At 33.5% G+C, this 21,622-nt stretch carries 19 protein-coding genes; 5 read left to right on the top strand and 14 right to left on the bottom strand.

The features are described from left to right. Window positions 1-397 precede the first annotated feature (397 nt). The 3 genes from MKJ01_RS10185 (at window position 398) to MKJ01_RS10175 (ending at window position 2,620) form a co-directional block, all read left to right on the top strand. Window positions 398-724, top strand: a complete 327-nt coding sequence (locus MKJ01_RS10185; RefSeq protein WP_241613713.1) for a hypothetical protein — start codon at window positions 398-400, stop codon at window positions 722-724. Window positions 725-908: 184 nt separating this feature from the next. Beyond that, window positions 909-1,349, top strand: a complete 441-nt coding sequence (locus MKJ01_RS10180; RefSeq protein WP_241613715.1) for a hypothetical protein — start codon at window positions 909-911, stop codon at window positions 1,347-1,349. Further along, window positions 1,337-2,620 carry a hypothetical protein gene (locus MKJ01_RS10175; RefSeq protein ID WP_241613717.1) on the top strand — a complete coding sequence of 428 codons (1,284 nt, stop codon included), beginning with the start codon at window positions 1,337-1,339 and terminating at the stop codon, window positions 2,618-2,620. The genes MKJ01_RS10180 and MKJ01_RS10175 overlap by 13 nt, the downstream gene beginning before the upstream one ends. A 194-nt stretch (window positions 2,621-2,814) precedes the next feature. Here MKJ01_RS10175 and MKJ01_RS10170 read toward each other — a convergent pair whose 3' ends face one another. The 13 genes from MKJ01_RS10170 to MKJ01_RS10110 form a co-directional block, all read right to left on the bottom strand. Further along, window positions 2,815-4,842: an AIPR family protein gene (locus MKJ01_RS10170; RefSeq protein WP_241613718.1), complete on the bottom strand. Its 2,028-nt coding sequence runs from the start codon at window positions 4,840-4,842 to the stop codon at window positions 2,815-2,817. Between the two features lie 3 nt (window positions 4,843-4,845). After that, window positions 4,846-5,847 carry a PD-(D/E)XK motif protein gene (locus tag MKJ01_RS10165; RefSeq protein WP_241613720.1) on the bottom strand — a complete coding sequence of 334 codons (1,002 nt, stop codon included), beginning with the start codon at window positions 5,845-5,847 and terminating at the stop codon, window positions 4,846-4,848. After that, entirely contained in the window at window positions 5,840-8,608 is a 2,769-nt protein-coding gene (locus tag MKJ01_RS10160; RefSeq protein WP_241613722.1) for a Z1 domain-containing protein, read from the bottom strand. The genes MKJ01_RS10165 and MKJ01_RS10160 overlap by 8 nt, the downstream gene beginning before the upstream one ends. Before the next feature lies 1 nt (window position 8,609). Then, on the bottom strand, window positions 8,610-10,076 hold the full coding sequence (locus MKJ01_RS10155; protein WP_241613724.1) for an ATP-binding protein: 1,467 nt from the start codon (window positions 10,074-10,076) through the stop codon (window positions 8,610-8,612). After that, a complete protein-coding gene (locus MKJ01_RS10150) occupies window positions 10,077-10,790 on the bottom strand; it encodes a hypothetical protein (RefSeq protein WP_241613725.1) in 714 nt (237 codons plus the stop codon). Further along, a complete protein-coding gene (locus tag MKJ01_RS10145; protein WP_241613726.1) occupies window positions 10,787-11,842 on the bottom strand; it encodes a DNA cytosine methyltransferase in 1,056 nt (351 codons plus the stop codon). The genes MKJ01_RS10150 and MKJ01_RS10145 overlap by 4 nt, the downstream gene beginning before the upstream one ends. Window positions 11,843-11,846: 4 nt before the next feature. Continuing rightward, window positions 11,847-13,274: a DNA cytosine methyltransferase gene (locus MKJ01_RS10140; protein WP_241613727.1), complete on the bottom strand. Its 1,428-nt coding sequence runs from the start codon at window positions 13,272-13,274 to the stop codon at window positions 11,847-11,849. After that, entirely contained in the window at window positions 13,268-13,687 is a 420-nt protein-coding gene (locus MKJ01_RS10135; RefSeq protein ID WP_241613728.1) for a DNA mismatch endonuclease Vsr, read from the bottom strand. Before MKJ01_RS10135 ends, MKJ01_RS10140 begins: the two co-directional genes overlap by 7 nt. Before the next feature lie 74 nt (window positions 13,688-13,761). Further along, window positions 13,762-14,688 (bottom strand): hypothetical protein, encoded by a 927-nt coding sequence (locus MKJ01_RS10130; RefSeq protein ID WP_241613729.1) that lies wholly within the window; start codon window positions 14,686-14,688, stop codon window positions 13,762-13,764. A 25-nt stretch (window positions 14,689-14,713) separates the two neighbouring features. Then, a complete protein-coding gene (locus MKJ01_RS10125; RefSeq protein WP_241613730.1) occupies window positions 14,714-16,786 on the bottom strand; it encodes an AAA family ATPase in 2,073 nt (690 codons plus the stop codon). A gap of 380 nt (window positions 16,787-17,166) precedes the next feature. Next, window positions 17,167-17,898: a DUF3945 domain-containing protein gene (locus MKJ01_RS10120; protein ID WP_241613731.1), complete on the bottom strand. Its 732-nt coding sequence runs from the start codon at window positions 17,896-17,898 to the stop codon at window positions 17,167-17,169. Beyond that, window positions 17,891-18,436 (bottom strand): DUF4099 domain-containing protein, encoded by a 546-nt coding sequence (locus MKJ01_RS10115; protein WP_241613732.1) that lies wholly within the window; start codon window positions 18,434-18,436, stop codon window positions 17,891-17,893. The genes MKJ01_RS10120 and MKJ01_RS10115 overlap by 8 nt, the downstream gene beginning before the upstream one ends. A 258-nt stretch (window positions 18,437-18,694) precedes the next feature. Further along, window positions 18,695-19,180 (bottom strand): RadC family protein, encoded by a 486-nt coding sequence (locus tag MKJ01_RS10110; protein ID WP_241632596.1) that lies wholly within the window; start codon window positions 19,178-19,180, stop codon window positions 18,695-18,697. Between the two features lie 303 nt (window positions 19,181-19,483). On the opposite strand from MKJ01_RS10110, the gene MKJ01_RS18825 reads away from it, so the two are divergent. Both MKJ01_RS18825 and MKJ01_RS10105 read left to right on the top strand, forming a co-directional pair. Then, window positions 19,484-19,618, top strand: coding sequence for a hypothetical protein (locus MKJ01_RS18825; RefSeq protein WP_302850484.1), 135 nt, complete (start codon window positions 19,484-19,486; stop codon window positions 19,616-19,618). Window positions 19,619-19,869: 251 nt separating this feature from the next. Beyond that, window positions 19,870-20,880 (top strand): S41 family peptidase, encoded by a 1,011-nt coding sequence (locus MKJ01_RS10105; RefSeq protein ID WP_241613736.1) that lies wholly within the window; start codon window positions 19,870-19,872, stop codon window positions 20,878-20,880. A 74-nt stretch (window positions 20,881-20,954) separates the two neighbouring features. Here MKJ01_RS10105 and MKJ01_RS10100 read toward each other — a convergent pair whose 3' ends face one another. Then, a complete protein-coding gene (locus MKJ01_RS10100) occupies window positions 20,955-21,302 on the bottom strand; it encodes a nuclear transport factor 2 family protein (RefSeq protein ID WP_241613738.1) in 348 nt (115 codons plus the stop codon). Between the last annotated feature and the right edge of the window lie 320 nt (window positions 21,303-21,622).

Below are 21,622 nucleotides of genomic sequence, written 5' to 3'. Positions count from 1 at the left end.
GTGAAAGCTGGTAAGCCGCAATGAGTTGTACACCCCATTGTATCGTACGTCTGGTACTATATCTTAAGGAAGCGGCTTAGAAATAATTATAGAGTATACAGACTGCATACGTAAATAAAACGGCGTGAAACTCTACAATATCCGCCCAGAGGTACTGCCATACCCATAACAACAGATAGAGAGAGCCCACGCCTAGGTCGTGAGCTTTCTGCTTATCCTCTCGTTGTTATTTGAAAATTGGCAGTTTTCTTAGGCGAGATTCTAAGCGATTAGCTTCTAATATTTTTGAAGGTTCGCAAAATTACAATTAAGTAACTTATTCTACAAAGATAAGAAAAAACATTTCGGTATACAAAACTATACCAAAATATTTTTTATTATGTGCTTAATTGCATTTATGATTAAGGAAAGTGAAAAAATTATAATTTTAAAGACAGCGATTACTTTGCGTAAAATGCTCAGTAAGAATAAGAGTTACTCATCGAAAACTGATGGTAATACTGATGTAGTTAATAGTTATGATAAAATAGCTGCAAACTCTAATTCAGAACTGACCAAAGCCACAGTAAATGGTGCTTTTAGTGGAAAGAAAAGGTCAACAATGGCAACTATTGTTCTTATAATAGAATCAATGGGATACTTAACGAGAGACTTTGCTGAAATCTATGATAAACTTTCAGAAAAAGATGTTGTCAAATTCAGAGAAGAATTGTTGAAGAAATAATATTACTGATTGCCAAGTCAGCGTATTAATCGACAAATTACTTGTTATTTATATATTCTTACAATTATTTGTGATGGAAATAAACAAAATATGCCGTAATTTAAGATTTTGCTACTTGTACTTTAAAACTCATTAAGCATAATAATTATTATATTTATATATTAGAAAAAACAAATGCCATTACGTGAAAATTATAACAGATATTGAAATAGATATAAGCGATAAAACTAAATCTGACATAACAATTAAGTATATCATTTCATCAAAACATAGAGAGACAAATAATCCTTCTAAAAGTTATTGGATAGTTGAATATATTGAAGAACTTCAATGTTTCATTACGAATTATGTGAATAATTATAAAGTAGAAAATTTAACTTGGGGATTAATCCAGGAAGCTAATTCTTTGAAAGTTTTAGGACGTAATATTTTCAAAGAAGAACTAAAGCTTGCCAAATTCATCGATAGTAGCAAAAATAATATTTGGCACGGATATCCAGCTGATTACAGAAGAAAAAATCATGATAGACCTTGCTCAGTAGTTTTGCAAAAATGGGTTAAAGACAAGATTATTACCAAATCAAAAATGTTGAAAATTAGACAAGGCCAAACATGCAACCTGTAAAAATTAAAATAGACGGTAACTACTTCGATTGTCAAATATACAGTGGAAGACTTTATCTATGGACTTTTGATGGTGATTTAAAAATAATTAACTGGAATGCGCTTATAAATTCTTTAATTAAAAATGACAGGGACAAAATTGTAATGAACTTTTGTTTTTTAGATGGCAATTACCTCTATAAATCTTCACTAATTGAATTATTCAAGGACAGAGATTTTAGAAAATTACTATTAAAAAAGTTTGCGCGCGTTGAGGAGAAAAAATTTATAGTCACTGAAAAAATGTTGTCAAAATTTACAATGGGTGTACAGAACACACCTTTAAATTTGATTCCTACTGATACTGAAATTTATAGTAATAAATTGTATTTTATTAACGAAATGGGTCTCTTCTCAGCGAGCGCAAACAGGCAGAAATCTGAGAAATATTTAGTTAGTTCGAGACCTACTAAACTCTGGGACTGCAATCTTTTTTCAATCAAAGCCAATAAATATCCGCAAATTGCTTTATCAGGTGGAGATGAGGGACTTTTTGAATATAATATTTCACAAACAAAACCAGATAATTTAAAGATTATAGAGAAAAATATATACCAAATTTCTGAAAATCATTCTTCTTTTAGTAATTACACATATTTAAATATTTTTAATAGTTCATTAGTTGACAAATCATATTTAGCAATGTTTAAATGGGAGAAATCAGATGAAAATGTTTTACCTCCTCTTCAGATGATGAATTATAAAGGTAAAAATCTAAATAGGAATTTTGACCATCTATTATCCACAGAAGCTATCTTTGAGCAAGAAATTGATGCCAACTCTTTAAGTTGGGGAATTGATGACAAGATAAATCTTATAACGGAATCAAAGTTTGAAATTATTAAATGTAATTACTTCGCCGATATTGATAAGGGACAGAAAATGTTTAACAAAATATACAGTAATGAGATTAATATTAGCGGTGAATTAGTTAATACCGGTTCTTGTTATTTTGGAAATATAATCGAAACAACAAACGGTTTATTTATTCTTCTAAGTAATGGCTCAAATTACGTGATTAATGAGGAAATTACAAGATGGAGAACTTATCCAAGATCAAAAAATTACGAAAATCATCTTCATGTAATTTTAGATGACTGTATTGAAATTTATTCTTTCAATCAAGATTATTTTATAGAAGATCAAATAGATAAAGTTTTTGGTATTGAATTTAAAGAACCAAAATCTTATTTTGATACCTCATATTTTGATAATATTTGGGATTACAATTAATAAGATTGCTTTCTATAAACACAGGTTTAAAAAAACACGAAATTACATAGACTAATATATGTACAGGTAATTATTTTTTTTAGAGTTTTGCTTTTTATCACTAAGATAATAGACAATTTTTTTATTTTCGACAGGATCTTTCATTGAAATTATCATTTTTATATCTCCATAATGTAAGTATTTATTACATAACCTTAAAAATTATATTTAAATCCTTCTTCTTCTGACTCCTTTAAAATTCGCATTGCACTCTTCGCTTGTTTTATAGTTAAAAAAGCTTTTCTATTTGCCAGAATTCCAAGGTTATAGGCTAATTTCCTATCAAAAGGTGTAAATCTATTATTTTCTTTTGCCCACTTCGCGATTGCAAACCAGATTTCACTTTTAATTTCTCCTGCCTTCTCAATTATTTTTGCATCCTGTGGAGAAAGTTCTTGACCAACCAAATCATTTTCCACATAAGTATCAGCATCTTTTCTGATCTCATCATTTATGACATTTGTATCAATAAACTTATCCTTAAGCGTTAACCAGCATTCTGGTTTTTTACACCATTCCCCTATATTCATTCCTGTTTTTGAAGGATTGTTTATGTGAGACCATACAATATCTATCATTTGTTCAATCATATCGTTGACGGCTTCATTTATCCCCTGATTTTCCCAGATATTGTCAAGATTTAATTTTTTGTTTGACTTATATGATAACCAAGCAAGAATATAAGAAACCATATTTGCTTTATATCCTCCCAAAGCTTTCTTTGCCACTATTTTGTCAATTTCTTTGAATAGAATTGCTTTTGCTATAAGTCGCTGATAATATTTTTTACCTACTTCATTCTTTTGACTTGATAGCTCTTTTGTAAAAAGTTTGAAATTATTTTCCGCTCCTTTGCTTACATCAAAGGGTCGTTGCCACCAACTCATTTCGTATTTTGCTAAATCAGTTTTTAAGAATTTTTGTTTTTTTGGATATTCACGGTCAAATATTTTAGACTCTTTGCCTGTTTTCTTTGATTTTTCGTCAAGATACTGTCCTCTCGTTCTTTCATAAAACCATTTGTTTGTTGCTTTACCTCCTGTAAGTGAGGGAACCCATTCCGTTCTTGAAAAATTTTCAATTGCAATGTGATATTCACTATTGGAACTGAAATCAGAATCCTTTATAATTGTCTGTGTGTTTGCAAACCGTGAAATTTTCGCAACAATATTACCCATTTCATCCTGCTGTTGTACAACTGAAATTTTCATCTGCACAAATACTTTTGATAAATCAATTTCTTTTTCCATTGATGTAGCAAAAATCGATGCTGTTGTCTGTCCTCCGTTTACTACTTGCCAGTTTGAGATTCTGGTGATATAAGGGATATTATCTTCAAAATCTATATCAACTTTTTCTGCGGTTGTAGAAATACCGTTGTTGTACGCAAAAAACATATCTGGTTCTTTTCTGATGGTTTCTCTTATTCCTTGATTGACTCTTGCTCTGAACTGTAAAAAAGTTCGCACATTTTTTTCAAGTAATCCCTGTCTGTACTTTTCATACACTGATGCAAGAATTTTTCCCGGAATAATAGCAATATAGGCATCCACTTTTTCACTTACCTTATCCATATGCAGACACTTCAGCTTATAGTTGTAATCATTCAGAAAATCTATTTCAATTTTCTGTTTACCTGAACGAATTAAATACTGCTGATGTACTCTTTCAATATCCCATATCTGAGAGTCAATATAAACCCCGTTCTGTTCTGTTGCCTCCTGAATAATCTCTGAAGAAACCTGTCCATTTGTTATGACAAAAATTCTGACATTCTTTACATCATTTTTTGATTGTTCAATTATCTGAACCAGGTCAAATACTGTTATGTCTGACTCATCAACTTTTGCAGATAGTTTACCTTCTCTTGCCTGCCAGAAAAAATTCTCAGCTTTACTGAAAGCATCAAGAACATCTTTATCAGAAACCTTCGTTACTCTTTGTTCCCCCTTAAAAATAGTTACAAATAAATCAATTGATTCGTTTTCCTCGTCATAGTTCCATGCATTAATTTTTATTCCCCTTACCTTATAATGACACAACTCGTGTGCAATTACCTCTCCCGAATCAATAGCATATTCAAGTATATCATTGGTAATAGCATCTTCTTGAGAAATTTTTTCTTCTTCAACTGTAATCAAAGCACCTTCCAGGAAGTCAACGGCAAATTCTGATAGATTCATTTTTTAAATATAGTTTAAAATGTCTGTTGTTATTTCAAAAGGGGTACAAGCCGCAACGACAATGGAATATTTTATGTCACCGACTCCATTAGGCAAATTTATTTGAAGCAGTCTGGGGAAACCTTCTTTCACTTCAAAAAATTTCATTTCAGAGACGGAAAAACCAATAGTATATTTATCAGCCAGAGCTTCATTGTATCCGTATTTCGCAAGTTTTATCTGAAAATGAAATACCGCTATTGGGTCATCCTGTATCTGTCTACGGATTTCCCTGATAAATGCAGGTAATATCCGGTCTGGCATATTACTGTGGAGGTTTATTGAAAATAGTGAAAGGTAAAGATGTTCTAGCCCTGTACTGTCAAGCTGTCTTTCTGATGATATACTGAATTTCTTATGCTGTTTACCTGAAGTAGTTTTCACTTCAACCGCACTATTCACTATCTGGAAATCGTGATTGGTTCTGTCTGAGCCAGTCCAGTAAAAAACTGACTCAGTAAAACGGTATTTGTGAAACAGATAATCTTTTAGGAAATATAACTCACCTACAAGCCCTTTCTGTGCTTCAACAGAAAGAATTTCATTTTCCTTTTTTTCAAAAAATATTTTCCATTCTGATAATGTTCTTATAAGTGTGGGAGAAAGATTATTTTTATTGTGTAACTGAATAACTTTATCACACAGGTCGGAGATAACCAATTCAAAAATATTATCGGTATCAGGTATCGACTGTATAAACCGTAAGAAAATGGCATTAGAAAACTCTCCAAGTGTCTGAATTGTGAACGAAATATCAAGTCCTCTGAACTTTGGTAAAGAATCAATCAAAATATCCTGGTCGCTATCAATTTTAATATATAGTAAGCGAATTCCTTTTCTGAAATCTGTCGCCAAAAAAGAATTAAACAAACCCTTTGAAGGAATCCGTCTTGCAATCTGAGATTGCTCAGGATTTCTTCTGGATTCATTATTAATTGACTCCCATATTACTTTATAGTTAATCATAGTTTGCAATTTCTAACTCTTCATATACACTGTTTATATCATAAGTTGATTCTTTAAGATTATCATTGTTAGGCCAGCTGATTGCAAACCCAAACGGCATTTTTTCAAGAGATAACATTTCCACAGGTTCAGCATCAGTTGCTCTGAAATTCTCAATAATTAATGGATAAATTGTAATAAGCGGCCTGTTTAATCTTGGCAACGATTTTCTGAGTTCCTCACTTGTCGCTGTTGTTTCTGTTACAAAATCTACTTTCTCATCACCCGGACTTACAATTCTTTTGACAAAAAGTCTATTATTAACAAATGCTTCCTTAATCGACCTTGTAAAAGGTTTTACATCTAATCCTGCAATTTGCACTAGCCCTTCCTGTGTACCTCTTCTCAGAGATGCTAAAGCCACATTCCAAACATCAAGAATATCATTAGTTGTATCGCCTTCTTTTTGCTTTTCAATGAATTCTATTATCCTTTTCGTACTTGATGCTGGTGCTCCTCTGTATGAAATGTATGAATCCAAGAAAGAAATAACTGTTTCCTTCGGAACATCAGTCCATAAATAACTATTTTCTTTTTCTTCCATAGGGAACGGACTTAATGCCTGAACAAATGTTTCTACAGCATTATAATTATTGACAAGTATTGACCTGTCACCAGAAAGAGAGGATGTTTCTGTAAGTTTTCCCTTATATGTCAGTGGCAAGGTGGTAGTATGTCTCATCTTCATTGCATTGGTTGCCATCATATCAGGATGGGATAAAACTCTTAATCCGAATTCCATCGGAGTTGACTTTTGACGGCTCATTTCCATAAATTCTTTTCTCAAAGTTTCAAACGCAGTTGAAATATGTCTGTACCAACTGAATAAGTCATTGGTTGTATAAATTCTGCATAAATCTTCAAAACCCGTTCTATATCCAAACCACCTCCCCATCTGCATAAGAGTATCATACAATGTACTTGCTCGTGTAAAATAACTTATAGTTAAGCCCTCCAATGTCAATCCCCTGGATAATTTATCTCCTCCAATTGCTATAACACTGAGTCCTGACCCTTCCCTGTTCTTATAGTCAAGAATATCTCCAGCTGTTCCATTTATAATATGTGGTCTTCTTTCCATTTTCAGAACCGCAGGCTTTAAATTGTTTCTTACTTCATCCCAACTGTTCAGTAATCCTCCCATCTGAAGTGTGATTCTGACGTAGTCCCGTTCAAATAAAATTCTGAATTCTTCTATTATATCAATATCTTCATTTACTATTCCTTCCCTCAAGCGATTGAATTCCTCTTCAACATATATTCCTATAGCATCTTGAATATCATTAAATCTTGTACAGTGTATCAACATTGTGTTATGTTTATTACCTTGCCCTCTCAGTCTTCTGATTGCTGAACTAATAATAAAAGACTTGACGGCTTCTTTCATTGATTCAGGTATATGGTTAGGCACATCTGTTGAACGATGACGTAACGGAAGGAAATCAGAATGAGGCATTGAAGCATCATCAACAGTTATATGAATTGGCAGACCTCTTTCAGTTTCACTGTCATTTAAGCCGAAAACCTGAACAGGCCCAAAATAATTAGACGGAGCTTCCATTGAAATGATAAAAGATGATGGAAACAAATCTTTCCCATACACAGAATGTTCATTCTCGTGATGCATAAATATATTGGCAAATGGAGTGGCTGTATAGCCTACGTAAGCCTTCTGATTAAAAAGATTCAAGAGTTGTCTTATGTTTCTGTTGATTGATGTGGGGTCAAGTTCTCCTGTATCATTTGCAGGTGGCCTTGTATTGGGTGTTGCCTGGTCTGCCTCATCGTCAATCAAAAGTAACGGAAGATTATTCAGCAATGATTCTCCTTCTGAGGTCTGCAAGACATATTCATCGCCAAGCGTATCCAAACTCTCCCGGAAGTATCTGATAAGATTTTGGAGAACTGAAACATTTTTCTTTACAATCAGAATCATCGGTCGATCTGAACCAGGCTGAACACCTCCGACCTGTTGAGCAAAGCCTCTTGAAAAATCACCTCCGTCATCCTGCGTAGTAAATGTATCTACATTGATATACCCCTCATTTGGTAAAGTAGTAACGCCAATTCTTTTAACCTGTGCCTGGTCGCTCGTATCTCTGCCGATTACCTCTTCGTCAATGCGCATCTGTGTCTGACTCCTTAGGTTTTTGTGCATACCACTAAGCACAATAATTACTTTATAACCGGCATCAATAGCTTTGTTAATTAATCCCGTAAAATTTGCAGTCTTTCCTGACTGCACATAACCAACTACTAATCCTCTTCTATCAAATGCCCTATTTCTGACTGTAGGGTCTTCTAATCTTTCAATAATGTCATCTGTAATTTCATCAAGGCGGTTTACTGTTGATACCGGCCATTGCTTTATATTAAGCAGATATTTTCTGTACCTCTTCCAAAATCTGAAATTAATCCTTTCCTCTGCGACTTTTTCACGATACCACGGAATGTGATCCTGGTCATCAGTAAGCGTGTGATATTCACCGGCTTCTATTCCTTGATTGATATTTACTTCATACTGCAACTCTGTAATTAATAAATCTTTAATTTCCTCTTTGGAAGTAAAAGCAATTGTAGGATGAATAATATCGGAAAAATCTATTGGTGTCAGCACATTTGACACTGCTGTTTCCATAGCCTGTTCATAAGTCATTACATCTTTAAACAGTTCGTAGTTGTCTTTGACAATACTTTTTATAAAATTATAAGGTCTGCTCATGTTAATTTAATTTTAATTGTTGAAAACACTCAATACTATTTGCCTTTTTAATTGCTTCATCTTCTGAAAAACCGGCATTAATAAGTGCTGAAACTGTATTTTCATATATTGTTTTCAATTCACCTCTTGAACTTTCAAAGAAATCTTTCATTATCGTTGACGGGTCTGAAAAGTCTGATACGATAAGACTAACCGGCATAGATTCTCCTATCAGCCTCATATAATCCCTGAAAACGTATGCATCTTCTCCAAGATATTCTAAAATTAATTGATAAATAGGATGGTCTTTATTTACTTCATAAAATCTTTTACCTTGCTTTTGTCTTGCTTTCCAAAGATAAACGATTTCCTTCTTTTCTCCTTTTCGTCTGAGATAGGCTCCCCTGTGTGTGTAAACCTTTACTGCTTTCTCAATTGAGGTAAAACAAATTGTTCTAATTCGCTTACGTATTACATCCGGAATTTTAGCAGATGCTTTTTTCACATCTATATGCCATTCAGAGTCAAGGGTATTCGGGATATCAATTCTTATTCTGCATAAACGCTGGCTTTCTTTTTTTCTGAAATCAAGGTCAAGCCAGGTTCCGTCTGCAATCAATCGTCTGTTTCTGTAAAGATAAATTCCCTGATGTTCTGTCCAGCCTTTTACTATTTCAAGATTCTTTTTTTCGTTTGAAGAAAGTTTTGATTCGTGCGGAAGTATGAACGGTTGTATATATATATGCTGTTGCCTTATTGAGAGTTGCTCTTCCGCTAATTCTGCTGAAGGGTATTCATCGGAAATATTAAATGGATTGATAGCTTCCAATTCATCATCAAGAACAAAAATTGCAATTTCTCCATTCTCAATAAAACGGTGAAATGTCAATCCGAGATGCTTTCTGACATTATCAAATTTTCTGTAAAAATGTTCTTTATCTAATTTCAGCTCTCTTGATTCCATCAATCTATCCAGTTTTTCCCATAGCACAATAGTTCCCGAGCCTCCTTCTGAAAATTCTCCAAGATTTTTTTCAGAAACTTTATCTACACAATTGCGAAGCAATACCCAGTCTTTCTTTTCCTTTACAATATCCAAATCCCAACAACGGATAAATCCTTTTCCTGATTTGTTTCTTGTTTTCACAGTTAACCGTCTGCACTGAGAAAATGAAGCTGTTTTTAACCCCAGACCAAATCTTCCCAAATCATTTTCGTGCCTATCGTCAAGGGGATTGAAGCTGCCAACTTTCATAGCGTTGAGCAGTTCTTTTTCATTCATTCCTTTTCCGTTGTCTTCAATCCTTACGAAGGAAGAATAGCGGTCAATTCCGAAACTGATTTTTATTTTGGTAGCATTTGCTGTAATACTGTTGTCAATCAAATCAGCAATAGCAGTTTCAACAGAATAACCGAATGACCTCGTTGACTGAAGCAGGCTTTCCGGCTCCGGTCTTACAATATCATATTTCTGATTCTGTTTATTCATTTATTTTTGTCTGATTAGTTTTTTCAAATCGGCAGCTTCAATCAAACCGAAATTTTTGTCCAATACTTTATGACAATTGCTGCATACAACTACAAAATCATCCATATCACTTGGCTCAAGCCCGGGTTCATTCTTAAGTTCCTTATTATAATGTATCTCCATTAGGTCGTTCCCAATTTCGCCGTAAAAAGAATGTGGATCAAAGCTGCACACTTCACATTTCAGTTTATTTGCCGCAGCAAGTATCATTTCTTTTTTTACTTTCATCACCACAGGATCTGTTTCTCTGTTTTTATGAAACTGAAACAGAAATTCAGATTTGTAACCTATCCTAGGTTCTTCTGTAAATGACTTTTCCTTTGATTTTGGTTTCAAATAAAGCTGACGGATGAGGTCTGCTTCATTTTTAAGTTTATCTCTATGCTTATGGAATTCATTCCATATTTCTCTATCCATTTTTCCTCCCATTCTCATTCCCCTTCCTTTAAAGTTCCCATCTAATCTTTTAAAATTTGCCAGTTTGAGAGAAATACTGTTTACACTTCTGAAAGCATTAATATCAGGAATATCTTTATGTAATCCCAATTTTCTTAAATCTTCACTGAGTTTAATGACTTCCGGATTACTTCCGTGCATCTGACCATAATCCATCCTGAAATATAAGTCTAAACAAAGGATGAGTTCTTCTCTGTTAAAATTAGGATTCTTTTTCATTTGTCCTGGATTTTAAGATGAACAAACAAATAATGAAGAAGAGCATATCCTGTATTTACGCTCAAAGCATTTCCTGCCTGCTTATAAAGCTGATGTTCACTTACCTTTGATGCGATTGCATTTTCATAAAATTGCATATCAAATCCCTGTAATTTCAATGCCTCCCATGGAGTAAGTTTTCTTACCGGTGCAGTAAATAGAATCTCTTTTGCGGTATCTTTATGTGAATGATGTCGTAAAATGAAATCATCTGAATAATAATTATCTTGACAGGCCCGATGCATTTTCACCATTGTTGCAGTAAGTGTTCTAGCAACATTCAAATCAATTTGTGATTTACTTTTAAAATTTTTAGAGCCATCTGCAAGAATAGTATGTTTGATTCTTTCTGACAGGTAATATTTGCTATCAGCTCTTTTATCAAGTATATCTAAAACATCTTTATAAATATTTAAAGAATGTTTTTTAATCTTTCTAAAATTATTTATAATTGAGTCCTGACTTAGGTCAATATCTAATTTTTTCTTACTACACACAAAAAATACTCTTGCTCTCTTTTGAGGTAATCCGAAATTTTGTGTATCAAGAAGAACATAATTTACATATTGATAACCATGGCTTTTAAAAAAATCGAGTATTTTACTCAAAGTATCTCCATTATCATGCTTTAGAATATTTCTGACGTTTTCCAGCACAACGAATTGGGGATTCTTTGCAGCTAAAAGTTCGTGTATACTGAATAAGATTCTCCCTCTTTCATCCTCCAAACCAAGTTGTTTTCCTAATAGACTAAATGCCTGACATGGAAATCCACCGAGCAGTAAATCAAATTCACCCAACTGTTCAACTTTATCTTTTTCTGCAGCGAAATCAACGATATTATTAATTCTAATCTCTCCATTCAGATTATAATTGCTTTCATAAGTTTTTATAGCATACTTATCGATCTCTGAAAAAGCGATACAGTTCATATTGAGACCAGTGTCATCTGTTATCAGTTCAGCTGCTTTTCTAAAGCCTCCAATTCCTGAGAATAGTTCAATATATCTCATTTAATTAAATATAATGTTTTATTTCTTTCGCAATAACCTCAGCAAGTTTTACAGGAACTGCATTACCTATTTGTTTATACCAACTGTTAAGACTTCCCCTAAAGATGTAATCATCCGGAAATGTTTGTATCCGCGCAGCTTCCCTTGGACTTATTCCGCGGCATTGCTCCGGATGAATATACATATGACAATCGTACTGCATATGAGATGTAATAGTCTTAGATACTTCATTCCGTATTAACTTGAAATATTTATCTCTGAAAATATGTTTCCTGTTTTTATATACAAGAATATCTTGTATACTGTCATCCAGAGAATTTCCACCCTCAGGTAGACGTCGGAAAATTTCGAGATCATTTTCATTGTTATAACGAGATCTGTGATTCCACAGATATTCTATTTCCTTATTGTTATTTATATCTCTTAGAAATTCATTTTGTTCAAGTGATATTTTACGTACATTATATCCATTTTTTTCACTTTCGTAATCACTACTAAGTTTAATGGGATTCGTTTCTATCTTAGGTAGTCCGAAAAGAGCATCTTGAAGTTTATATTTATTTTCTTTTTCCATATTTTTTAACACACCAGTCTTTATCTGTTCGGTACTTAAAAAGTTTTTACCACCTATTAGAATGTATCTCTTGCGACTCTGAGGCACTCCGAAATATTGGGCGTCTAAAACTAATGGATTAAAAAAATAATCTTCATCCATAACATCTTTAATATCTTCCTCAATCTGATTCTCTACTTTTCTCATTCCTCTAACATTTTCCATTATGAAAAATTCGGGTTTTATAAAGCCCAGTAATTTTACAAATTGTTTATAAAGAATATTTCGCTTATCTTCAATGAATCGCTTCTCCTGACTTTCAGAATCAATTTCGAAATTCTGTCTATTAGCTGTCGAAAATCCCTGACATGGCGGTCCGCCCGCAATAATTTTTACATTCTTAAAAAAATGAACATATTCATCGATATTATTAACAAGTTCAGATATATCTCCATAAAAAAATCTATCCAATGTTAGATCATGATTGAAATAATATGTTTCGAGAGCATCCAGATAATTATCGTTAACGAAAGCTGGACTGAAACCAGCATTTATAAGACCTTGGCTTAGTCCGCCAGCGCCGCTGAAAAAATCTGCAAAAAGAAGTTCTGACTTGGGTTGTCGCTTTAATTCCGGGAGATACTTACGCAATAAAGGATGTTTTTTTGCTTCATTTTTTCTCAGAGTGAAATATAATTCATTTAGTTTCGTAAATAATTCAGGCTCTAAAAACTCCTTATATTTTGATGAAATTTCTAGAGTATCCGTTTCTTCTAAATAAATGTCCTCTTCTTGAAAAATTTTTAAAATTTCATCAAGAAGTTTTTCTGACTTTTTTTTGAAATTTTTTAAATGATATTTATGATAAAATTCTAACATACTAGTTTAATTTTTTGTAAAATAGCTTCGAGAGTTGACTCCCTTGCTTTTACTTTTAGTTCACATTCCCAGATCTCAATTATTTTCCATCCAAGGTCTTGCAACTTTGTTTTGTTTTCGACATCTCTATCAATATTTCTGTTAATTTTATCTATCCACCAGTTTGTTCTTGTTTTGGGTATAGTATAATACTTGCAACCTTCATGTCCATGCCAAAAACAACCATTTATGAGTATTACAGTTTTATACTTGGAAAGAACTATGTCTGGCGTTCCGGGTAATTTTTTATTATGTAGCCTATACCGAAAACCTTTCGAGAAAAGAAACTTTCTAACAAGAAGTTCGGGTTTTGTATCCTTAGATTTTACCTGACTCATATTATAGCTTCTAACTTCTTTGCTATGCTTATCCATGATATACAAAAGTATGAAAATTTGCAATTCTTAAATTCAGTTAATATACTGTATATTTAGCAAGTTTGAAAATTTCAAATTAAACCAACTTGTTTACCAATATCCTGCATAAATTTTGCGTTAGGCCTTTTATGAATTTCGCTATCCGCGGTATAATTACCTAAGATAAAACGTTTAAAAAGACTATCATTTACTCTATGCTTAAGAAATTCCTTAACTATACTTTTTCGGTACGATCCATTATATATCAAGCTTTTTAAAATAATTTCTTCCGCAACGTCATACTGCGTTTTATAAATTTCGTCAATATTAAAAACATCTACATAATCTTCAACGAATTTATTTTTAAAGTTAATTCTTAAATCAGAACTATTTCGTGATAATAAAAAGAGTGCTTTAGATTTATTATCTAACTCAAAGGAAAATTTACTTTCTTCTACTCTATCTGCATACAATTTAAAATCTACATTTTCATTGTTACTTTTTGCAAGGTTGCAGGATGAGCAAACTGGATATAAATTAAATAACGAAATACTTAGATGAGGATATTTATCTTTAGGGTAATAATGATCTAATTGAAATTTTGCAATATACTCATTTGGATTACTATTTTTAATTTGATGCTTTTCTGTGACTACTATCGTTAATTGAGAATTACAGTAGACGCAACATTTAATACCTAAGTCAGAAAAGTATTTCGGATAAAAAACAGTTCTCTTATTTTTATAATCCAATATGCTCAGAATTTCATCCTTGAAAGAGGTAATTTTTTTTCTTCCGTTAAATTTTTTTTTAAAATTTGGAATGGAACCTATGTCTTGCTTTATTCTTTCCAAATCAATTAATGACACGGAAATAAAATTTGTCGATTCGAATTCATTAATAACTTTATTTAAATAGATCAGAGGATCATGTTTTAAACTTCTGTTCTTATATTTGAAAGCTTTCAGTTTTTCAAGAATAACTGCACTATCATTTTTTATATAGTCTTGATTTTCCATGATCTTTGCTTCGACCAATCGCCTATTAACTGATATCATTATTCATCCTAATTAAGTTTTGCAATCTTTCAATTTCTCTTCTGATCATAACGTTTGAATTATACTTTTTAAAATATAAATCACGTAATGTCTCTCTTAGGAGAGGTTCTCCAATAATCTCGATATATTTTAAAGAATTAACTTCATCCCAATAATATTCATTCTTAATCTGACTTATTTCGTATTCATCAGTTTTTTGTTTATCCAAATGGTATATTAATGATTTTGTTTTATCCTTTGCAAATTCTCCCATAAATCCATTGGATAAATAAAAATCTTCTTTCAACAAATCGTGGATATTTGCACCGAAGCTGTTATTATCATTTGTATTAATATATGTTTCTGCATATCCGTTTTTTATACTTAAAGTTGCTTGCTTTGCAATGTCAGATAAAATAAAAGGGGAGTGAGTACAAAATAAAATATTAATGTTTGTGATTTTTTTTAATGGAAGTGATTTTAAAGACTTTAAGAGTTCAAACAAAAAAGTACGTTGAAATTCAGGATGAAAGTAGAGTTCAATTTCATCAAAAATTATGTTTACATTTTTATACTTGATACTTTTTCGGTTACCGTCATGAACTGATTCCAAGTTCATTACATGATATAAAATTGATTGAATAGTATGAATTTGATGCTGCTCTCCGGAGCTTAGTGTTGTCATTTTGTTCACTGAATCATCAGATTTTTCTTGATTTTCAATAAAAATAGTTGGTGTGAAACAAGCAATTGGAATCAATTCTTCATACTGAAGAAAATCGTTGTATTTTTTTATATTTCTTATTAGTGATTTTAATGTCCTAAAATCAATTGTATACTTATTTTCTTTCAAATCCCATTTTCCTCCATTATCATTATTCAATATATTAAATCTTATATTATTAAGAGTCTGTCTTAATTTTAGGGTTATATGGCTATTATCATTTGCTAAAACTTCAAGGAATGCAATCATCCGATCGAAATCAATTATGTTATTTTTTTCCAGTGAAAAAGTTTCATAATATTGATCACGTATTTTTACAATTTTGACATACAGGTAATTGGCTTGTATCCCTAGAAAGTATACATCTCGGTTTCTATCAAATGTCTTTTCATATCCAACTTTTAATTTGTAAATGTAGTTGTAAACATTCTCTACAAAAGTGATTTCATCAAGACTACTTCTTGATAAGAATTGACCGAACTCATCAACAAAGTTTTGTCTGTTTATTTCGAAATCAACCGACTTCAGTATTTTACCGTTTACAGTTTCTAAATTGTCTGTAAGAATAAGATTACTGATAAATCTCGTTTGTGACAAATGAAGCTCATTATTCACATCAATATTACCTTTACTTCTAAAAGGATTTACAACAACAGGGGTTTGGTAGGCATCATTTTTATGAAACAAATATTTTGTCCATAAGCCCAATGACTTTTCATTTAGCCCATATTGCGAATAATTTATCGATATTGTATAAAAGAAATACTTCAAAAAAGATACGATTTCGTTTTTATGATTACGCTGAATATCTGCGTAAAGATGATAGTCATCCTTTTTTCTAAATACACTAACGGAAATTACTCCGCAATCCAATTTCAAAATTCGCAATCTGTCATCTATTAAATATACTATTTCAACATCTAAATCATTATATACTTTTTGAATCTCGGAAATTTGCCTTCGTTCGTTAACGCTTGTCCATTTATATTTTCGTTGTCGAACTTTGCTCTCTATAGTTTCAACTCCTGTAATGATGCTTGCTTTTGCAGCTAAAATATATGATGCGACATACAATAATTCTAATAATGTACTCTTACCCGAACCATTTTTTCCAACAATTGAAGATACATTGATATTAAGATTATCATCTTTATAGCTGTAGAGATCATGCGGAGAGGTTTCGTCAACACTTATTCTATGAATATTGTGATAGGAATTGTCAATCTCTTCGTTTTTGCTATTGTAATAGAAATATTCACCGTAGAACTTATATATGGTTCCTTTCTCTAAATTCTTTAAAAACCTATTACTGCAATTTCCCTGAGGTCTTATTGCCAGCAGTTTAAATCCTTTCATTAATTATTAGTTTGTAATCTGTTTCTGATTATATTCAAATATATCAAAAATTAATTCTTTAAAATTACGGGAATCCATATTTTTTTTATATATAATAAAATAAGTAGTCCGCAGCTTTAAATTAGTCTTTTTGCTACTTAAAGAACATTAATAATCCCGCAACCTTTTTTCAAAAAACATCCAACTCTCACCTAGAATTTTTTGAAATATTGTTGCACCAATTTCTGCAAAAATGCGTTTCCGACCGCAGGAAGGAAATGCATTTTTGCCCCGAACTTTCCCATTCCACAACCCCAAAAACCTGTAAAGCCTAACACTCTACAGGTTCAGAAACACCATTAAAACAGCTAAAACTACGCTCTAACTTCAGCTCTCAATCATCATTTACATGGCTTCTTAAATGAAAACACAATCCTCCCAATCTCCTTATCGAAATGAATATACCCCTGATACGTCTTTCCTTTCTTACTTATAAGCCCCCTGATATATGCCGTCTCTCCTGCCTTTAGTTTCTCGAGCTGCCATCTACGAAGAGCTTTACCTCTGAAAGTTGAAGGAACTACAAACTCAAAGCAATGTTCATTATTACCTCCTTTCAATCTCTTGTTAAAGAAAAACTCCAACCACTGCTTTTCTGCATTAAACTGCAAAGTCGCATTAAAAAGCCTGTTATGTTTAGACACTAAATTTTCTACAAACAACGGTTTTCCCGAACGAAGAGCCTCCTGCTGTTCCGAACTCAAAATCACGCCACAGACCACCGCAGGAATTCTGACGAAATCGATGGGCAAAAAAAACAGTTCGTTGGTCAGCTTATCCCTGCTAATCAATGACGGAATAACCTCACCCGTCACCGGATTCACAAGAGCCACAACCCTGCCCATATTGCCTGAGTTCAAAAGATTCAATCGGTCTTCTTTTGAAAACTTATGACCTAAAAACTTCTTCCTGAAATCAGGCATTTTTTGTGATCTGTAAACGTGAAGTACCACTTCCCCACTGTCATTTAATTTCAACTGTAACCTGGCATTAAAAGTACCGCTCTCTTTCCCATCATCACTTCGTACAGGAAGTAATACCGAAGTCTTAAATCCTTTCAGTAATTCATCCAAAAACATTACACTTTTCCAACATCTCCCGATCAAGTCCAATCTTAGCTACCGCATTCCAGTCTACATCTTCGATCTGATAACGGTATCTTGGGTTAATGACCTCAGCAGATGGTTTCTTAGAATAAGTAATACTATTCGAGCTATAACTATTCATTTTCTTTTTATTCCTCAAAACCTCAACAGTATCAATCGAAACCTCATATTGCTTCAGATCTTCTCTATCGATCGATGAAGAACTGTCAATGTAATCCTGTAATCCTAGCGCAGTTTCTACCGCTTCAAATTCTGTCACCTTAAAAAATGAATAGACTTCGGGATTTTTAAGCTGACTGTAAAAATCCGCATAGAATTCGGTAAAAGACTCCGCTGACGAATCGATTCGTATCATTGAATCGACACCATCAGAATCTGGAGCAACATCGATAAGATGTCCATTTTCATTGACATTCTGAACCATTCCAACAGAATTATTACTGTGGTGAAGTACCAATAAGGTATTGACTTCTGAAATTGATGTGCTATTAATTGTATTATTCATAACGTTGATTTTATGAGTTGTTATTATTGTCTTTAGTCTTTAATTAAAATTGATGTACAATCTTGTTTGAAACACCTGCAATAGTGCGATAGATTCTGCAAAAGATAGGATTTGATATATTTCAACAACATTGTAAGATGGATTTTTAAAAAGCTGTCTTAAGAAAACCCATTCTCAGAAACTCCCAACTTTTACAATTTCATCGCTTCGTAAAAGCCTGAGAGCTTTGCAGTATATCCCAAGACAGCTTTTAAGAATCTACATCAACCCATCATCCGCAAAGGAAAAATGAGAATCCGATGTCAGGATCACATGATCCAGCAGGGAAATATTTAGAATCTTTCCCGCGTCTTTGATCTGAGATGTCATTTGAATATCCGCTGTCGACGGCTTCAGATTTCCGGAAGGATGGTTATGGGCAACAATCATTGCTGTCGCGTTGCAAAGCAGGGCCGCCTGCATCACGATCCGTACATCCACCAGTGTCGAAGAGATCCCGCATTCGGAAATTTTCTTAATACCCAATACCTTATTCGCCTGGTTCAGATACAAGGCAAAGAAAGCTTCCCTGTAATCCATCTCATCCGCATCAAAATGCGCCCTGAAGACCTCGACCGCATCCCTTGATGACGATATTGATCTTTCACAATTTCCCTTTCTTGAATAGCTCAGCTTAATTTCGTTGACAATATTGAATTTCATCTGACTTGCTCCGTGTGCGGCGGAGACCTGTTTTTCCCGCACCTGCTGTTAAAAAACCTGTAGATTGCAGCTTGAAGGAAATCTTGACCTTTCTATTTTACCTGATCGTTTCATTTATTTTACGAATGGGTATCAAACGGTTTACAGAAGGCATCATCTATTTTACGGATCGGATCATCTGATCAATTTGATATAATAACATCTGATGATGAATACTCTATCCTAATTTCAGATATACGAACTGATACCAAGGGTAATCATAAGGATCAAAATTTCAATGAACTGCATTTGCATCTTGTGAGGTTTCTGACTTTTCTATGCAGATACACGATTCAGGCAGTCCCAATGAAAACCGAAATCAATTCCAGAAAAACAGTAAGAAGCGATATTGATAAAGGCCTGAAATCTTTTTGCGGAGGCTCCGGGATCTCCGGTCACGGATACCCAAAAAGATTTTTTTCAGCAGGGACAACGGAATAGATTTGCTATAGAAAATCAGGTAACCTCACTTGCCCAATGCATATTGAGATTGCTGATCAAATGATTTGAAAGGAATATATCAGATATCATTGAGGTCACTGCATTTTACGAATGTCGGATATAACTGTCTTGCTTAAAAGATCTTATTATTAAAATCTTGGTAACACATAAACACTTTTTATAGCCTTAGAAGGACAATTACAGCATATTCCTTATCTTTGGAATATTCTTTACCACCTTTTAATTCGACCATGATCAAATCTTTTCTCTTCTGCATCTTTCTACTGTTTTATACTTCTTCTTCCTCGCAAACTTTTAGAAATGACAGCATCAGATCATTTGTGGATACCTCCATCGATCTGATCCGATTAAATGCGGTCGAAACGTCCAACATCAAGTTGATCGAAAGTACATTATACAATAAAGCACGAAACCTTGACTCAGTTTCAGACCTGGCTCCATTATACACCGAGGTTTTCAAACTGCTCAACGACTATCACGGTGGCCTTAAATACAAGGGCAAAACTTACGGATGGACCCAACCCGCAGGTTCCGCCAATGCATACCTGAAGGAAAAGTTAAAAACTGAGAAGGCCGTGGTCAGCCAGCTGATCGATAAAACAATCGGCTATATCAGGATACCGGGCAATGATGACTTCGGCTTTAAAAAGGTTGATAGTATTGCGAACGATATCACCACCCATATCAATAAAGTCAACTCAGCAAAGATCAAGTCCTGGATCATTGACCTGAGAGTTAACACCGGTGGCAATATGTACCCGATCTTACTTGGCATGAAGGAATTCATCGGCAGTGACAATATTGTTTTCGGTGGCTTCATAAATTCAAAAGGGGAATCATCAGGGCAATGGGAGATCAAAGATGGCAAAATGATGATCGATGGTATTGAACTTATAAGGCAGGTCCCGTTAACAGTTCCGATCAGAAAAGATATACCGATCGTTGTTCTGACCAGCTGTTACACCGCCAGCGCCGGTGAAATGACCGCCATATCATTGATCGGAAGAAAGAATACGTATGTAGTAGGTGAACCGACAGCAGACTACACGACGGCTGTACAAGGTTTCAGGATCAATAAGGATGCTGGGCTGAATCTGTCTACCGATCATGTAGTAGACAGAAAATTAAATATCTACAGAGGGAATATCAAGCCTGATGTTGAGGTTCTGCAGGGTGATAACCTTGAAGATCTTAAGAGGGACAAGAAAATCATAAAAGCAATGGAGCTGTTGGAAAAATAGAACTGAAAGTTGCAATGTGGAATATTCTATTCCACATTGACAACAATCGTATCCATTAACCCGCAGTTCAACCTTTAAGGTTTCTTCTCTATGACGAATGCTTTCAGCTCCGCAATTTTCCCATCTTCAAATCGCCAGATATCACAATAGTCAAAATGTTCATATTTTCCGGTCTTATTTTTTAAACTGATGCTGCCTGTTACCGTAACAAAGTTGCCGTCCTCGATAGCCAATTCAACGTCAAATACCGGTGGTTCGATATAGAATTCTTTCATATAAGCCCGAACCTCCCCTTTTCCATTAAGGATACGCTCGCCTACAAATACCCACTTCGTATCAGAGGTACAGTAAGCCAAGAAACTTTCATAATCGCCTTTTGACACATATTCATTGGCCGTATGCAGGATTGTTGTGTTGTTCATATTTTTCTGTTGTTTTAGATGATTGTTTTTTAATTGCGCATCCATGTTCACTTTTAAAAGCAAAAGTGAGATAATGATCAATGATCTTTTCCTATTAAAAGCTGAATTTAATAAATATTAGATTAGGTTCTAACAGATATCTTCAATGGTGTTGATTCCAAATTCTGACAAACTTTTGATGATCATGTCCTCCGAAACAATTGCTTCAGGAAGAAAGCAGGTAATCAAACCGGAAATCAGGACATTCTACAAATAATATTATTTTATTAATAAGTTTTATTGATCAATTACCTGAACTTTAGAAAATGCTAAAATTTTAG

Origin of the sequence: Chryseobacterium sp. SSA4.19 (assembly GCF_022601875.1) — a bacterium.
In the GTDB taxonomy this organism is placed as follows: Bacteria; Bacteroidota; Bacteroidia; order Flavobacteriales; family Weeksellaceae; genus Chryseobacterium.
Note: the sequence above shows the minus strand (reverse complement) of the source record. Positions and strands in the feature narration are given on the sequence as shown.

What these genes read in the sequence shown, in the direction of transcription:
- MKJ01_RS10185 (WP_241613713.1), top strand. Translation starts at nt 398, where the DNA reads ATGATTAAGGAAAGTGAAAAAATTATAATTTTAAAGACAGCGATTACT.
- MKJ01_RS10175 (WP_241613717.1), top strand. Translation starts at nt 1,337, where the DNA reads ATGCAACCTGTAAAAATTAAAATAGACGGTAACTACTTCGATTGTCAA.
- MKJ01_RS10170 (WP_241613718.1), bottom strand. Translation starts at nt 4,842, where the DNA reads ATGAATCTATCAGAATTTGCCGTTGACTTCCTGGAAGGTGCTTTGATT.
- MKJ01_RS10165 (WP_241613720.1), bottom strand. Translation starts at nt 5,847, where the DNA reads ATGATTAACTATAAAGTAATATGGGAGTCAATTAATAATGAATCCAGA.
- MKJ01_RS10160 (WP_241613722.1), bottom strand. Translation starts at nt 8,608, where the DNA reads ATGAGCAGACCTTATAATTTTATAAAAAGTATTGTCAAAGACAACTAC.
- MKJ01_RS10155 (WP_241613724.1), bottom strand. Translation starts at nt 10,076, where the DNA reads ATGAATAAACAGAATCAGAAATATGATATTGTAAGACCGGAGCCGGAA.
- MKJ01_RS10150 (WP_241613725.1), bottom strand. Translation starts at nt 10,790, where the DNA reads ATGAAAAAGAATCCTAATTTTAACAGAGAAGAACTCATCCTTTGTTTA.
- MKJ01_RS10145 (WP_241613726.1), bottom strand. Translation starts at nt 11,842, where the DNA reads ATGAGATATATTGAACTATTCTCAGGAATTGGAGGCTTTAGAAAAGCA.
- MKJ01_RS10140 (WP_241613727.1), bottom strand. Translation starts at nt 13,274, where the DNA reads ATGTTAGAATTTTATCATAAATATCATTTAAAAAATTTCAAAAAAAAG.
- MKJ01_RS10135 (WP_241613728.1), bottom strand. Translation starts at nt 13,687, where the DNA reads ATGGATAAGCATAGCAAAGAAGTTAGAAGCTATAATATGAGTCAGGTA.
- MKJ01_RS10130 (WP_241613729.1), bottom strand. Translation starts at nt 14,688, where the DNA reads ATGGAAAATCAAGACTATATAAAAAATGATAGTGCAGTTATTCTTGAA.
- MKJ01_RS10125 (WP_241613730.1), bottom strand. Translation starts at nt 16,786, where the DNA reads ATGAAAGGATTTAAACTGCTGGCAATAAGACCTCAGGGAAATTGCAGT.
- MKJ01_RS10115 (WP_241613732.1), bottom strand. Translation starts at nt 18,436, where the DNA reads ATGAATAATACAATTAATAGCACATCAATTTCAGAAGTCAATACCTTA.
- MKJ01_RS18825 (WP_302850484.1), top strand. Translation starts at nt 19,484, where the DNA reads ATGAAAACCGAAATCAATTCCAGAAAAACAGTAAGAAGCGATATTGAT.
- MKJ01_RS10105 (WP_241613736.1), top strand. Translation starts at nt 19,870, where the DNA reads ATGATCAAATCTTTTCTCTTCTGCATCTTTCTACTGTTTTATACTTCT.
- MKJ01_RS10100 (WP_241613738.1), bottom strand. Translation starts at nt 21,302, where the DNA reads ATGAACAACACAACAATCCTGCATACGGCCAATGAATATGTGTCAAAA.